Here is a 15,356-nt window from a genome sequence, read left to right as displayed (position 1 = left end):
ATGTTTGTTGAGCGCTGTTTGCACTGTTTAGGTAACGTTGTGCTGTCATTGCTGAAACGTTGGTATTTACATTCACTGCCATGGTGATTTCTCCAATTGATTTTCCGGTATAGCGGTTTCCGACGTCTCGGAAAACCAAGTAGTTATCTCTAAGTTACTTTTAATAACGGCTCAAAATTCAGAAGCTTTAGAAAAACTTTCAAAAAACCACAAATTAAATATTAAAATCAAATTTATCAGACACTTAAAATCTCACATTTTTTATAACAGTGGCAGCCTTCAATTGAGAATGCATTTAAAAGTGTTCAAAAAACACACTAATCACTATTTGAGTTATCCTATATAGAGAAATGAATAGTCGCCAAAGAGCTCAGATTGGTATGCTTCTTATACAAAGAGTTGAGTTGTTTGTCGTGAAACAGATAAGTGAGATCGAGGTTTTGCGGATTTGAAAGGTAAACTAGACGATCTAAAAGAAAATAAAAGTGTAGAAATAGAAAGGAAAAAGCCCCTTTTCCTGTTAAGGAAACGGGGCTAGTTGGCGTGTCAGAGCCTGTGCGGAGATCATCGAGAAATGAACACATTTCCGACGCGCCGTTGCATTCTTACCGTAAAAATGGATAGCAGGTGAGAGATGAGAGAGCTAAACACCCGATAGTAAGTATGCTTGCCAGTTTCCCTTGCTACGCAGTTCACGTCTGAACACGAGTAGCAAGTTCAACCAATAACTATTGCAATAGTGATATTGCAGAGTTAGGCAACTGTTTTGCTTGAGCAAGTATTGATGTACCTGCCTGTTGCAGAATTTGAGCTTTGGTCATTTGCGTTGTCTCTTTCGCAAAGTCTGTATCTTTGATTCGGCTGTTTGAAGCGTCTACGTTCTCTTGAACATTTGCCAAGTTATTAATACTGTGGCTTAAACGGTTCTGCTTCGCACCCAAATCAGCACGCTGTGAATCGACATACTGCATCGCAGAATCAATTACACCGATTGCGTTTTGTGAACCAGCAACGGTATTCAAGTCGATATCCTGAACCAATGAAGTTCGACCTTCACTTTTAAGGCCTAGCTCAGAGGCTAAACTGCCCGAGATCGACATCGCGCCTTCTAAATCAGGTTCCGCAACAAATATTTGCATGCGACCTTCATCCGTCACAGACGCATTCACTAGATCAGATTGGCCGTTAATGTAAGTTGCTAGTTCTTCGATATCTTCACCCACTTTGGCGCTTATATCGAGAACAATGGCTTCACCCGCTTTAGTTTTAAATTCAAACTTAAGGTCTTTTGCTGTTGGTGGAACTTCCCAACTATTGTCTTTAGCGTGTTCAGAGTCGAACGTCGTTCCTCCCATGCGGAAGTCATCAGCACGAATACTGGTTAACGCCATGATCATAGCTTCACCAGAGTTTGAACCAATCTGGAATGAAGCTTCACCGAATGAACCATTCAATAGACGACGGCCACCGAAAGCAGTGGTCTCTGCGATACGGTTAAGCTCATCTTGAAGTGCCATTGTCTCTTCGTTTAGCGCTTGACGCTCTGCCGGAGAGTTGGTGCCGTTTGATGATTGAATCGCCAAGTCACGCATGCGTTGTAATACGTTCGTTGATTCATTCATCGCACCTTCTGCTGTCTGAGCAATCGAAATACCATCATTAGCATTACGCATTGCTACATCCAGACCACGTGATTGCGCGGTTAAGCGGTTCGAGATTTGCAGGCCTGCCGCATCATCTTTTGCGCTATTGATTTTATGACCTGATGACAAACGCTCCATAGAAGTCGCTAAGTCATTAGACGATTTATTCAAGTATCGCTGTGCTGTCATAGCAGATACGTTAGTGCTTACATTAATAGCCATATTGCTCTCCTTATGAGTTCGCAAAGTCACTGCGAAGCGGCCAGCTTTACTCTCATATGGATAAGCACTGACCGTGTATTACGCGATAAACCCTAGATAAGGTTTAAGATCTGTATTAATCATTTATGCAAATTATAAAAGCATGTTGTGTGCCAACTTTTATTTTAATTCCAGTAAACTTAAAATAAACATAAAAAACAAACACTTAAACCATAACCCCCATAGGAGCTAATTATATCAAGTCGAGAAAATAAGATATTGATATCTCTCGTTGCCGTTTTTTGCCGCTATTTTTCAAACATGCCACACTGAACAAAAAAGTGGCAATCCATAGAATTATTCGCACATATGGCATAGCACATACGGCAGAGAATTAACCCCAGATTAACGGCTGTTCATAGCTAAATATAATTAAACAAGGTCAGGTCTTTCGTCTTGCCAAACGCTTGTTGTGAAGCTTGTAGCGCTCGAGAGTTTTCATTGAATTCAATGATGGCTTTCGAATAGTCCAAGTCTTCAAAATTGCTTTTTGCTTTCGCTAAAGACAACTTAAAATCTTCATGTTGCTGCTCTTGAATATCCAATGTACTCAAACGAGCACCGACATCCGTTCTCGCTTTAGTCAAATGAATAAATGCGGCATGAAACTCTTCGGTCATTTGGTGCAGCTTTGCCGTTGCCGATGCATCTGATACAGGGTTTTCTGCCTGTTCGGCGGTCTCTTTGAACGTATCAAAGATAGAGAATGTCTCTCTCGGCTCTAAAATGATCGAGTCACCTTTCGTGATTTGTCCTTTAAATTGAATATTCAGACCTTCATAGACAACCCCCGTCGAAGGGTCATAATCTTCTGCAGCAACCACTGCACCATCTTTTTCAAGCTGATAAGCGAACTTACCCGTCTGCATATCAACAAAAGTGACTTTATAAGTTGCACTATCGTCAGCTGTATTGGTTGCACGCCCTAGTAATAACTCAGAGGCAGGTTCAAGGTCATATTGAGGCTCGTAATCACCGAACGGATTATCTATTTCCATAAATAACTTACTGCCCGGATCATTCATTGCCATTTCAAAGCTAGTTGCGACTCGCATCTTTCGTTGGTAGTCATCACCTTGATACGAGACATTCCCTTCGTTATCTCGAAAGAACGGTTGGCTCTTAGGCTTGGTTCCTGAAAATGTATAATTACCCGACTCATCTTGAGCGTTAGCTAAATGCAGGAGGTTGCTCGATAATTCTTGAATTTCTCGTTTCTTAGCTAAACGGTCTTCCGGAGAAAGTGCACCGTTAATCATTTCCATCACGGTTCGTTTTGCTTCATCCGCGAACCCTTCCGAGTTGGCGACCATGACTTCATGATGTTCAAGGCGGTTTCTAATTAGAGTGATCGCATCGACATACTGTTTAAGTTGCTCAGATTGCTGGCCGATGTTTTGTAAATAATGCGTCGCCAAAGGATCATCACTCGCCGACTGTAATTTCTTACCGGAAGCCAGTTGTGCTTGATTATGATGCACCTTGTTTTCTTGGCGGCGAAAGTCATTTTGTACTGACTGATAATTATGAAAGCTAGAAATACGAGTCAACATTTATATCTCCTACCTCAAAGCCAAAATAGTATTAAACGTATCATTGGCGGCTTGCATGATGCGTGAAGAAGCCATGTACGCTTGCTGAAATTTCATCATATTTGCCGCTTCTTCATCTAGGTTCACCCCAGAGACTGAAGCAATACGTTCTTGAGCTGACTCTTTTTCTAGCCTAGCAATATCACTCAAGCGATTTGCCGTTGAAGATTTCAAGCCCGTATTGGTATTCAAGTTGTGGTAAAGATCTAAAATAGTAGACTCACCATCATCCAAGACTTTGCCTGTTTGGAGATCTTGCAATTTACGCAAGTTGCCATTGTCACCTTCTGATGGGACAAGGTTTGCCGTAAATTTATCGTTTGCCACCGCGCCCGGTGTAAGTTCAAACGTTGTGCCATTAATTGTCACAGGGCCTTGTGGTGGATACGGTTGAGGCTGCATAAGTATGTTGCCCTTAGGATCGGTAACCGCAAACTGTTCGCCCTTTGGTGACACGATCACTTCAAACTCTCGTAATTGACCTGCCGCCAAAATTTTGAAACCAGCAGTACCTTTGGCAAAGGTAGTTGATGCCTCATAGCTTTGCGCCGCAATATCTTTAGGGTCTTTGGTTTCCATCTGAATCTGCGCGGCAAAGTTGCGGGTTGGGCGTAGTAAAAGCTTCTCACCCAGTTCAGGCGGATTTCGAACTTCCACTCGCATGCCATCTAAATAAAAGGCATTGCCGGTTGAATTAGTGCTAACTTTTACCGTTTCACCATCTGGCTTAATCACCACATAATCGCTGCCATCGTATTTCAGACCATACTCGCCGCCTTTCAGAGCAGAAGTATCATCAATATAAACCGCGACATCCGCTTTTGACTGTCCGTGAGCAGTAACACGAGACTTAGCCACTAACTCAGAGTTCACATCGGTAAACAGGTTTTTGCCTACATTGCCATTGAGATCCAAACCTTGCGATTGCAGTGCATTGACCTCGTATGAAAACGCGGTCGCCAAACGACCAAGCTCATCCATAACTGCAGGAATATGTTCATCACGCATGTCTAACATCGCGCCGATTTGTCCATCAATATCGCGGTTAGTAATCGCCTTTAATGACTTTCCTTCAACGATAGCAAGACGACGCTGATGTGCATCTGGTACGCCATCGATCATTTTCAGTTGGCTCGCTTCTGTACCAGAAACTAAGGTATGACCATTACCGATATGGACATTAAACCCTTCATTATTAGCTCGTGGTGTCACCGTCACTTTAGTGTAACCAGAAAGCTCATTAACTAGCTGTTCGTGTTGATCTTGTAGATCATTATGAGGTCCGGGAGTTCGTACCATTAGTCGCTGAAGATCACGGATCTCGTATGCAATTTGGTTAACTCTCTCGATACCCATGTCTAATTTCTTATTCGCAGAATCAGACTGTTGACGAACTGTTTCATGAAATTCATTTAACGTTTTACTTAATAACCCAGCTTTTTCTATGACGACTTTTCGTGTACCCACATCATTCGGGGTATCAGCGAGCGTCTTAACAGAATCAAACCACTCATTAAGGTTCTCTGGGATCTTCTTCGAAACAACCGATGACAACATGCTTGACAGCATATCCAGGTTAGCTTCGGTATCCGCTTTGTTAGCGGCATTGGTTGTTGATAAGTTAAGTTCCTTGACGGCAAACTGGTCCCACGAGCGGCGAACATTTTCCACATGCACGCCCATACCGTAGGTTTGACCACCGTACTGGCGCGGGTCATTCACACCTTGAACCACAGACTGACGGCTATAGCCTTCTGTGTTGGCGTTAGAAATGTTATGACCTGTGGTGTTTAGCTGTCTCTGAGCAGTAAGAACACTTTGTGCTCCTACATTCAGAAGATCCGACGCCATAATGCCCCCAAAAAACTTAACAAAATCAGCATGAACTGATTAACTACTACAGCTTATTATTAAGATATTTAGCAATATATGTGCCAATAGAAATAACGGAGAGTTAAAAGACAATAATTCATTGAAGTGTAAGGAGAAAACCATGGATGGCGCGTAAGACTGAAGGAGCGGATAAGAAAAGAGCCTGCCGGTGGCAAGCTCTCGAGTGCATTCAATAACGCTATTTCATCTCATCAATCTTAGCTTTAACTCGTAAAACTTTGTCGGCATAGTTAGGGTCGGTTGCGTAACCCGCCTGGTGAATGCCTTTGATGAAATTCTCAGAGTTACCTTGATGCTGCAATGCCGTTTCGTATCTTGGGTTTTCGTTCAAGAACTTCACGTAATCATTAAAGCTATCTTCGAAATTAGAGTAAGAACGGAAAGAAGCAGACTCTTTAACGGCTGTTTTACCATGGAACTCAAGTGTCTGCGTAGCAACCTTATCGCCCTTCCAACTTCTATCGGCTTTGATGTTGAATAGGTTGTTGCTGTTGCCCAAAGAGTTCTTAATCATCTTAGAGCCCCAACCTGTTTCAAGTGCCGCTTGTGCCAATAGCAGTGACGAATCGACACCGAGTGCGCTCGCCGCTTTTTCAGCGTAAGGCTTCATTGAGGCAACAAACGATTCTGGAGAGTCGAAGGAAACGGGTTGTTTTGCTGCTGACACGTCTGTTGCTGACATAGCTTGCGCAGATTGAACATCCGACACTCTATCTTCTGAACGCCCCGAGTATTGCGGTCTTCGCAGTGAAGTATCAAAGCCTTCATTGCGAACCTTATCTTCAGTTGCATCATTTGCTTGGCCAGCGCTTAACTGAGCTACGATCATGTCCGCAAGACCGAGCGAACCTGACGCACTGAGTTCACTCGCCATTTGGTCATCTTGCATCTGACGATAAAACTGTTCATTCTGGCTGTTCAACATATCTGACTTAAAGCTCGAGTTCGCATCACGCATCGACTTAAACAACATCGAGGTAAAAATAGATTCAAACTGTTTTGCAGCAGCGGTTAGCGCTTCTTTTTCACTGCCTTCTTCACCGCTTACCGCTTGTTGACGAAGACGGTCTAGGCTACCAATATCGTGAATAAAGCCGATGTCATTGTTATTTTTAATCATGCTTTATCCCTTAAATAATGATCAACTGACCTTCAATTGCACCCGCTTGTTTCAGTGCTTGAAGGATTGCCATTAAATCAGAAGGTGCGGCGCCGACTTCATTGACAGCGCGTACCAAATCATCGAGCGTTAAACCGGGTTCGAACTTAAACATTTTACCATCGGCTTCGGTTACTTCGATGTCCGAATCAGGAACGACTACCGTTTGACCACCAGAGAATGCGTTAGGTTGGCTTACGTTTAGATTTTCTTTGATTGCGACTGTCATGCCGCCGTGGGTTACTGCTGCTGCTTTTAAGCGCACATGCTTACCAACAACAATAGTACCGGTACGAGAGTTAACAATGATTTTTGCAGAGCCCTCTGCAGGGTCAAATTCGATGTTTTCGATGGCAGACAAGAAAGCCACACGTTGGCTGATTTCACGTGGAGCACGAACTTTTACAGAAGTCGCATCGACCGCAGACGCCATTTGAGGGCCTAGGAAATTATTAACCGCATCAGCTAAACGTTGAGCCGTAGTAAAATCAGATTGGATTAAGTTGAAAGTGATGTAGTCACCACGACCAAATGGGGTTGGGATTTCTTGCTCTACCGTCGCACCGCTAGAGATGATACCAACGTTAGGGTTGTTACCAACGAGCTTAGAACCATCGTTGCCTTGAGCACTAAAACCACTCACCACCAAATTACCTTGTGCCACAGCGTACACTTGACCGTCCAGACCTTTAAGAAAAGTCTGCAGCAAAGTACCACCACGAAGGCTTTTTGCTGAACCAATAGACGACACCGTTACGTCTACTTCCTGACCTTGCTTAGAGAATGCCGGAAGTTCAGCGGTAACGATTACCGCCGCAACGTTTTTGGTTTTTGGCTTGGTGCCAGGCGGCAATTGAATGCCAAAATTTTGCAGCATTGCGTTAAACGTTTGATCGGTAAAGGGAGTTGTTTCACCAGTACCCGGCAAACCTGTGACCAAACCATAGCCGACAAGTTGGTTACTACGAACACCCGCTACTTTTGCCACGTCTTTTATACGCGCGGCATGAGCACTGGAGGCAAGAAATAGCATGCCGAAGAGTACGAGTGTCAGTTTTTTCATTGAGTAACCTGTCTGTATTGCTTTAATTTATAATGAGTTAGCTTGAAATTAGATAATTCTTAAAGTGCCAGTATGTCGACACAGTCTCAAGCTCTACAAAGATACATTAAAGAATCGTGCCAAGAACCCAGGTTCTTGCATATCTTTCTGCACACCCGTACCTGAGTACTGAATTCGTGCATTCGAAACACGGTTCGAAGCAATGGTATTCTCAAAGTCGATATCGTCAGGGCGGATGGTGCCACTTAAGCGAATGTACTCATCACCCGTATTCAACGTCATCCACTTTTCACCGCGAACCACTAGGTTGCCATTAGCTAATACTTCAATAACTTCAACGGTAATGTAACCGCTAATGCTGTTACTTTGGTTAGCTGATGCATCTCCAGCAAAGGTGTTGGTGTTACTCAGATCGTAAGAAAAGTTGTATTTACCAAGTTCTAGATTTTCACCACCTACAGCTAACGGTTCCATCGATGCATCGTTCGATTTAGACATATCTGCATTAGCTTTTTTAGTCGCTCGCGTATTCTCATCTAACGCAACTGTAATAATGTCACCAATACCGCGAGGTTTTGAGTCGTCATACATGCTACCAATGTGGTTAGCATTGAACAGTGAGCCTGTTGCTGCCGCATAATGCTCTTGTTTTTTCTTCGGGTTAATTGGCGCCCATGCAGGATCACCAGCAATAGGGTCCGTTCTATCTCGAAGTGTGTCGATAATACCAGAGCTTTCCTGGGCAGCCTTGTCGCCTTCTACAGCATCAACCACAGTCGTTGCGTTCTCTTGCGCCGGAGTTTCAATTGGCTCCAGTGTGGTACAACCCGTCATAGATAAAAACAGAGCTAAACAAACAATACGTTTCATGGCGATGTACTCTCAGCAGACAATAGTAAACAGAACGATTAAAAGAAATAAGTAAACAGCGAATTAACCAGCTACAGCTGTTGGTTAACGAAGCTCATCATCTTATCTACCGCCGAGATAACTTTTGAGTTCATTTCGTATACACGTTGAGCTTCGATCATGTTAACCAACTCTTCAGTTACGTTTACATTAGATGCTTCAAGCATAGACTGACGAACATTACCTAAGCCATTCAACCCCGGAACGCCCTCTTGCGGGTCACCACTTGCACCTGTAGGCAAGTAAAGGTTTTGGCCAATGGGCTCTAAACCACCTGGGTTTACGAAATCAGTAATGGTGATTTGACCAACCACGACGTTGTCTTGCTGACCACGTAGACGAACCGACACCTCACCATCGTTACCAACCGTTACCGAGATCGCGTCTTCAGGAATAACGATTTCGGGTTGTAGGGCATAACCTTGACCCGATGTTACGATCGCACCGTCACCGTTCAATGTGAACTGACCATTACGGCTGTAACCTGTTTCACCGTCTGGCATCTCAACTTGGAAGAAACCGTCGCCTTCAATCATCATATCTAGACTATTCGACGTTGTTTGTGCGTTACCGTGAGTGTGCACCTTTTGAGTTGCAACTACCTTAGAACCAGCACCCAACATCAAACCACTTGGCAACTCAGTATTCTGAGACGATTGGCCACCTGGTTGGTTAATATTCTGATAGAACAAATCTTCAAACACCGCACGGCTCTTTTTAAAACCAATGGTTGAGGCGTTGGCAAGGTTGTTTGAAATTGTTGAAATATTGGTTTGTTGGGCGTCTAAACCGGTTTTACTTACCCATAATGCTGGATGCATAGCAATTTCCTTAAAATTCTATTAGCTCATACGAAGCAGTGAATCAGACGACTTGTCCATTTCCTCTGCTGTGCTCATCATCTTGACCTGCATTTCAAACTGACGTTGTAAGTCAATTAAGCTGGTCATTTCACCTACGGCATTTACGTTACTGCCTTCGATAGCACCTTTAAGCAACGTTACCGCTGCATCTGCTTCGTATGCCTGATCTGGGTTTTTCGAACGGAAGAGGCCATTCGTATCTTTAAACAAGCTTTGGTTATCTGGACGCACAAGCTTGATACGATCAACTACGGCTAATTCTTCAGCTGGAGCGCCTTGAGGAATCACCGAAATCGTACCATCTGTACCAATTTCTACTTTACTGATTGGGATTGGGAGCGTGATTGGTGCGTCGTTTTCACCAAGCACTAAATGGCCACTTGCGTTGGTAAGCAAACCGTTTTGGTCAACCCTTAGGTTACCGTTACGGGTTAAACCTTCACGGCCAGTATTGTCCATTACTGAAATCCAACCATCACCTTGAATGGTGACATCGAGATCTCGGCCAGTAGTAACCACACTACCCTGAGCGAAATTATGACCCGGACGCTCTGTCATGCTGAAAACACGAGTAGGCATGCCTTCGCCATACGCTTGCATTGAACGTGCCTGTGCTAAATCAGCACGGAAACCCGTTGTACTTACGTTGGCGAGGTTGTTTGAACGCAGCTGCAAAGCCTGCATATTTTGCTTAGCGCCATTCATGGCAAGAAACAGTGCGCGATCCATAATTTTGCTCCAAAAAATCATTTTCTGGAACTAATAAAGCAAACACTATGCCAACATTTTTAACTGTTATTTATCAAAAACTTAAATGAAAAAACAACAAAAAAGACTGATCGCAAAGGATCATTGAGGAAGAATTGTTGCCAGAGGCATTACCGGGCGGCAATAGGGGCGGCAAATAGACAAGCAAGCAGCCATACGTAATTCACCAACAATACCCAATTCAATAACATTGAATTGGGTATTCGCAGATGATTCAAACGCTCGAAACGATTAACGAATCTGAAGAATATTCTGTTGTAGTTGGTTGTGTACTTCTAGAGAACGAGAGTTCGCTTGGAAGTTACGTTGAGCAGAAATCAAATCAACCAATTCTTGAGTCATATCGATATTCGACTGCTCTAGTGAGCCATTGTTGATACTACCAAATGAACCTTTATTTGATTCACCCCAGATTTTATCACCTGAAGCCTTAGTAGAATCCCATTGAGTGCCGCCTTTCTTATCTAGACCATGTTCATTAGGTACACGAACTAAACCTACGCGGCCTAGTATCACATTTTCACCGTTTGAGTAACTGCCTAGAACACTGCCGTACTCATCGAAATCGATTTTGGTTAAGAAACCAGTTGTCGCGCCATCTTCATCAAACCTAGACAGTTCGAATGGAGCGGCAAACTGAGTTGAAGAATCCAGACCAAAGTTAAGTACCTGTGTCGGATCTGCGCCGTTCAAATCAACTGCGTTCTCACCAGCGCCGATTGGATCAGATAGAATTGGCTGACCACTGTTAAGGCTTGCTAAGGTACCGTCATTGTTGAATTTCATGGTGTGACCAACATGACCTGCTGAATTCGTCGCGTCGCCACCAGTAATGTTTACCGGCTTCTCGCCCGTTTCATCTGACATGGTGTAGTACGTTTGCCAAGTATTCGGTTGAGTCTGATCTTTTAGGTAGTAAGTCGTTAACTTGTAAGACTGTCCCATAGAATCGTAGACCGTCGAAGACGTTGCACGGTTATAGGTATCTGGATCTTTGAAATCAAATGTTGCCGGGTCTTTAAGATCACCGTTCGCAGGAAGGTTAACCCCTACTTCAATGTTTTCTGTCTGTTTAGGCTTACCAAACTCAGCTGGAATGTCGAGAGGCTTTGGTGCATAAGAAAGAACTTCACCCGAGTTTGGATCGACATCATAACCTAAAAGAAACTCATCATTGGCCGTAACCATGTAGTTGTCTTTGTTTAGGTGAAATGCACCATTACGCGTTAGTTCATTGATCTCTGGCACCATACGGTCTTTCGATACTGCAAAGAAACCTGTACCACTTACACGCAAGTCCATTGGGTTATTCGTATAGATACTTGAACCTTCATGGAACTGTTGTGCCACTTGGCTAGCTTGCGCACCGCCTCCTGGCGTCGTTTTTGCGTTAGTGAACAACGAGCTTGAGTAAACATCCCCGAACTCCGCACGAGACTCTTTAAAGCCAAATGTGTTTGCGTTCGCAATGTTGTTACTGGTTGTATTCAGGTCTAACTGTGCAGCGGATAGACCGCTTAAAGATACATATGACATTCCAATATTCTCCTAATCTAGCTAGCATAATCACTCTAAAAAGAGCTACGCTTTACCAACTTCTAGTACTTCAGCAAGTCGTACTGGCGATGTAAAACCAGCCAGATTGAGTAGTACGTTGCCATCGCCTTTACCAAGAAGCACACTGTTCACGTTCGCATAACTCGACACTTGGAACTCTGTGTTCTCACCTTCCAATAAACCCGACGCTTTCACGTTGTATTTACCGGCCGGCAATGGATTACCGTCTTCGTCTTTTCCGTCCCACTCAACACGCGTGTCACCAGATGGTTTTGAGCCGATATCAAAAGTGCGAACCAATTGGCCAACTTCATTCTCAACACGGACCATTACATTGTCCATTGCCTGAGGAAGCTTAACCATTGACGCCATACCGCCATCACCTTGTTTCACACCTGCCGCTCCAGGAACCAATACATCGCGGCCAACCAAAGAGGATGCCTGCAGTGCTTGGTTAGAAGTCATTGATGAATTCAAGCTTTCAAACTGTGTATTCATTTTGCCAATGCCATCTACGGTCGCAAATGAAGCCATTTGCGCAATCATCTGGTCATTGCTAACCGGCTTAAAAGGGTCTTGTTGTGCAAGTTGCTTAGTCAACAACGATAAGAAGTCATCTTGTTTAAGATCTTGCTTACCTGTTGTTTCATCGGGCTTCTTAGCACCGTCTTGAAGACTCTTCAGCTGGTCAACATAGGACAAGCCGCTTTGACCAACATTGTTGATTCCAGCCATTTGCTACCTCCTTATCCTTATTGACCCATCTGCAGCGTACGCAGCAGCATTTGTTTACTCGAGTCAGCAACCTGTACGTTTGTTTGATACGCACGTGATGCTGAAATCATGTTAGCCATTTCTTCCATAACGTTAACGTTAGGCTTATAGATGTAGCCTTCGTTGTTCGCTAACGGGTGATCTGGGTTGTACTCCGCATTCAGCGGTTTATCGCTTTCTACGATACCTAATACTTTTACTGGCACAGTGTGACCACTATTACGTGCCTGATTTAACTCAGCGCCAAACACTGCGTGGCGAGCCTTGTAAGTGTCTTTAGCAGAGCTACTTACACTGTCTGCGTTAGCAAGGTTACTTGAGGTAGTATTTAGACGAACAGATTCAGCACTCATCGCAGAACCAGTCACATTGAATACATTAAATAAGCTCATCTAGTTATTCCCCTTTTATCGCTTTAGTTAAATTCTTGAACTTACTTCCTAAGAAGTCGAGAGAGGCTTGATGCCTAATTTGGTTTTGCATGAAAAGATTTCGTTCCAAATCCAAATCAACCGTATTGCCATCTCCAGTATCAGGTTGCGTAGGAATTCGATACTTCGTTTCCCCATTCACCGTTGTTGAGGCAGAAATATGCCGACCGTCTGTTCGGCTAAGACCAATGCTTGCCCCAGAACTTGCCGCCTGCAGTGATTTATTAAAGTCTAATCCCTTTGCTTTATACCCAGGCGTGTTAGCTTGCGCGATATTGGTGGAAAGCACCTCAGCGTTACGCTCACGTACACCAACTGTGTGCTGGTGAATGCCTAAAGCATTGTCAAAAGAAATAGCCATGTAAACCTCAACTCAAGAACTGACTGTTATGAAATAACCTAAGCAATATATATACCAACTTTAAAAACAAAGTGGCCGACCATTACTTTTACAGGTTACTCGTGGGTAAACTTGCAATATACAAGCCAACAAATAGAGTAAATTGGAATGTCACTCTGACTTAAAGATATAGATTAAATTAGAAAAAGAAAACCCAGCACTTGGCTGGGTTTTAAATTTGGACAGCAATATTGCACCTTAAAGTGGTGACACTAATTACTTTAATTTGTAGATGATGCCTGGATTACAGCGAACCATTTCAAAACGATCCGTTAAGCCGGTTAACGATTCAGACGCACCCAATAACAAGTAACCACCAGGATTCAGGCTATTTGCCATCTGGTTAAGTACTTTTGACTTCATATCTGGAGAGAAATAAATCAACACGTTACGACAAAAGATAATGTCGAATTTGCCTAACAGTGCATAGCTCTCCATCAAGTTCTGAGGACGGAAGTTTACCATTCGCTTAACGTTGTCTTTCACTTTCATACGACCATCGCCAGCATCTTCAAAGAAAGTGCGACGGCGCTCAGGAGAAAGTCCTCGGCCCAAGGCAAGGTTGTCATAAGCGCCGGTGCGGCACATATCCAACATACTTGCTGAAATATCAGTAGCGGTAATCGATACATTTGGCAACATACCCGGCTTACGTGCTTGGGTCTCAAGTATCGTCATAGCCATTGAGTATGGTTCTTGGCCTGAAGAGCTTGCCGCAGACCAAATCTTGATAGGACGTTTATTTGCCGCTATTTCCGGTAGAAGTTTATCCGCTAGTACAGCAAACGGATAAGTATCTCGGAACCAAAGTGTCTCGTTAGTCGTCATAGCATCCACTGCCGCCACTCTCAACTCACGGTTTCGACCTGTCACTACATCTCTTAGCAAATCAGACAATGAAGCAACATTAAACTTCGTTACTAATGGGCTTAGACGACTGCGCACTAAATACTGCTTACTGTCACCTAATACAATGCCACATTGAGATTCTAAGAAACGGCTGAAATCGCGATACTCTTGATCACTTATTGTTATAGCAGTCATTAATGTCTCTTTTAGTTAGTTAACGCAGCTTTAACCGCGCCACCAAGCTCATCAGGATTGAATTTCGCGATGAAGGAGTTAGCCCCTACACGCTCAACCATGGCTTGGTTAAATACACCACTCAATGATGAGTGCAAAATTACGTATAAATCTTTTAGTTCTGCGTGACGACGAATCTCAGCAGTCAGCGTGTATCCATCCATTTCAGGCATTTCGATATCTGAAATCACCAATGAAATTTGATCGTAAATACTGCCTTCCGATGCCATTTTCATCAGAGTCTCATAGGCTTCTTTACCATCTTTAACAGCAATGACCTCAAAACCAATAGATTCTATAGCACGTTGAACCTGCTTACGAGCAACCGTCGAGTCATCAGCAATCAAGATTCGGCGAACCAATTCTTTCTCTTGTTCAACTTCTGCAATTTCCTCTGCGATTCTGCTATCCATGGTTTCATCAACAGGCGAGATCTCAGCAAGAATCTTTTCAACATCCAGAATTTCAACCAATTCATTATCGATGTTGGTTACCGCTGTTAGGTAATTATCTTTACCTGAACCATCTGGTGGTGGAAGAATAGCTTCCCAGTGCATATTAACAATTCTATCTACAGAGCTTACGAGGAATGCTTGGATAGTACGGTTAAATTCAGCAATCACCACAAAGCACTTATCGATATCAGATGTAGGACGTCCGCCTACCGCTAGGCTCAAATCAATGACAGAAACTGTCTGACCACGAATATGAGCCACACCTTTTACGAGATGATGTAAATTTGGCATTAAAGTCAGACGAGGGCATTGTAAAACCTCTTTCACTTTAAATACATTAATACCGTAACGCTGACGCCCCATTAGGCGAAAGGTTAGTAATTCTAATCGGTTTTGACCGACGAGTTGCGTACGCTGATTCACTGAATCAAGAATACCCGTCATGAGCTCATCTCCATATCAAACTTTTTGGATAGAAAGTGTTAGTCTACTGCAGGCTACGAAC

14 protein-coding genes and 1 pseudogene are annotated in these 15,356 nt (G+C 43.5%); all 15 read right to left on the bottom strand.

The features are described from left to right. A pseudogene (locus AB6E08_RS13015) lies at positions 1 to 139 on the bottom strand (flagellin); the annotation flags it as partial. Positions 140 to 728: 589 nt separating this feature from the next. Beyond that, positions 729 to 1,865: a flagellin gene (locus tag AB6E08_RS13010; RefSeq protein ID WP_017100665.1), complete on the bottom strand. Its 1,137-nt coding sequence runs from the start codon at positions 1,863 to 1,865 to the stop codon at positions 729 to 731. Between the two features lie 401 nt (positions 1,866 to 2,266). After that, positions 2,267 to 3,457, bottom strand: a complete 1,191-nt coding sequence (flgL, locus tag AB6E08_RS13005; protein WP_372064306.1) for a flagellar hook-associated protein FlgL — start codon at positions 3,455 to 3,457, stop codon at positions 2,267 to 2,269. Positions 3,458 to 3,466: 9 nt separating this feature from the next. Then, on the bottom strand, positions 3,467 to 5,347 hold the full coding sequence (flgK, locus tag AB6E08_RS13000; RefSeq protein ID WP_009848566.1) for a flagellar hook-associated protein FlgK: 1,881 nt from the start codon (positions 5,345 to 5,347) through the stop codon (positions 3,467 to 3,469). A gap of 220 nt (positions 5,348 to 5,567) precedes the next feature. Beyond that, positions 5,568 to 6,509 (bottom strand): flagellar assembly peptidoglycan hydrolase FlgJ, encoded by a 942-nt coding sequence (gene flgJ, locus AB6E08_RS12995; protein ID WP_012603428.1) that lies wholly within the window; start codon positions 6,507 to 6,509, stop codon positions 5,568 to 5,570. A gap of 10 nt (positions 6,510 to 6,519) precedes the next feature. Further along, entirely contained in the window at positions 6,520 to 7,611 is a 1,092-nt protein-coding gene (locus AB6E08_RS12990; RefSeq protein WP_009848568.1) for a flagellar basal body P-ring protein FlgI, read from the bottom strand. A gap of 93 nt (positions 7,612 to 7,704) precedes the next feature. Further along, positions 7,705 to 8,481: a flagellar basal body L-ring protein FlgH gene (gene flgH, locus AB6E08_RS12985; RefSeq protein WP_012603427.1), complete on the bottom strand. Its 777-nt coding sequence runs from the start codon at positions 8,479 to 8,481 to the stop codon at positions 7,705 to 7,707. Positions 8,482 to 8,552: 71 nt separating this feature from the next. After that, positions 8,553 to 9,341, bottom strand: coding sequence for a flagellar basal-body rod protein FlgG (flgG, locus tag AB6E08_RS12980; protein ID WP_009848570.1), 789 nt, complete (start codon positions 9,339 to 9,341; stop codon positions 8,553 to 8,555). A gap of 21 nt (positions 9,342 to 9,362) precedes the next feature. After that, positions 9,363 to 10,112: a flagellar basal body rod protein FlgF gene (locus AB6E08_RS12975; protein ID WP_372064310.1), complete on the bottom strand. Its 750-nt coding sequence runs from the start codon at positions 10,110 to 10,112 to the stop codon at positions 9,363 to 9,365. Positions 10,113 to 10,382: 270 nt separating this feature from the next. Then, positions 10,383 to 11,687, bottom strand: coding sequence for a flagellar hook protein FlgE (gene flgE, locus AB6E08_RS12970; protein WP_017100669.1), 1,305 nt, complete (start codon positions 11,685 to 11,687; stop codon positions 10,383 to 10,385). 45 nt (positions 11,688 to 11,732) lie between these two features. Further along, positions 11,733 to 12,443 carry a flagellar hook assembly protein FlgD gene (gene flgD, locus AB6E08_RS12965; protein ID WP_009848573.1) on the bottom strand — a complete coding sequence of 237 codons (711 nt, stop codon included), beginning with the start codon at positions 12,441 to 12,443 and terminating at the stop codon, positions 11,733 to 11,735. A 17-nt stretch (positions 12,444 to 12,460) separates the two neighbouring features. Beyond that, positions 12,461 to 12,874 (bottom strand): flagellar basal body rod protein FlgC, encoded by a 414-nt coding sequence (gene flgC, locus AB6E08_RS12960; protein WP_009848574.1) that lies wholly within the window; start codon positions 12,872 to 12,874, stop codon positions 12,461 to 12,463. Positions 12,875 to 12,878: 4 nt separating this feature from the next. After that, the gene (gene flgB, locus AB6E08_RS12955) at positions 12,879 to 13,274 is read right to left on the bottom strand and encodes a flagellar basal body rod protein FlgB (protein ID WP_009848575.1); all 396 of its coding nucleotides are present in this window, start codon (positions 13,272 to 13,274) and stop codon (positions 12,879 to 12,881) included. Positions 13,275 to 13,529: 255 nt separating this feature from the next. Further along, positions 13,530 to 14,357 (bottom strand): protein-glutamate O-methyltransferase, encoded by an 828-nt coding sequence (locus AB6E08_RS12950; protein ID WP_009848576.1) that lies wholly within the window; start codon positions 14,355 to 14,357, stop codon positions 13,530 to 13,532. 11 nt (positions 14,358 to 14,368) lie between these two features. Beyond that, complete coding sequence (locus AB6E08_RS12945) at positions 14,369 to 15,295, bottom strand: chemotaxis protein CheV (RefSeq protein ID WP_009848577.1); 927 nt, start codon at positions 15,293 to 15,295, stop codon at positions 14,369 to 14,371. Between the last annotated feature and the right edge of the window lie 61 nt (positions 15,296 to 15,356).

The sequence above is a fragment of the Vibrio sp. 10N.247.310.24 genome (assembly GCF_041467175.1).
In the GTDB taxonomy this organism is placed as follows: Bacteria; Pseudomonadota; Gammaproteobacteria; order Enterobacterales; family Vibrionaceae; genus Vibrio; species Vibrio tasmaniensis_A.
Note: the sequence above shows the minus strand (reverse complement) of the source record. Positions and strands in the feature narration are given on the sequence as shown.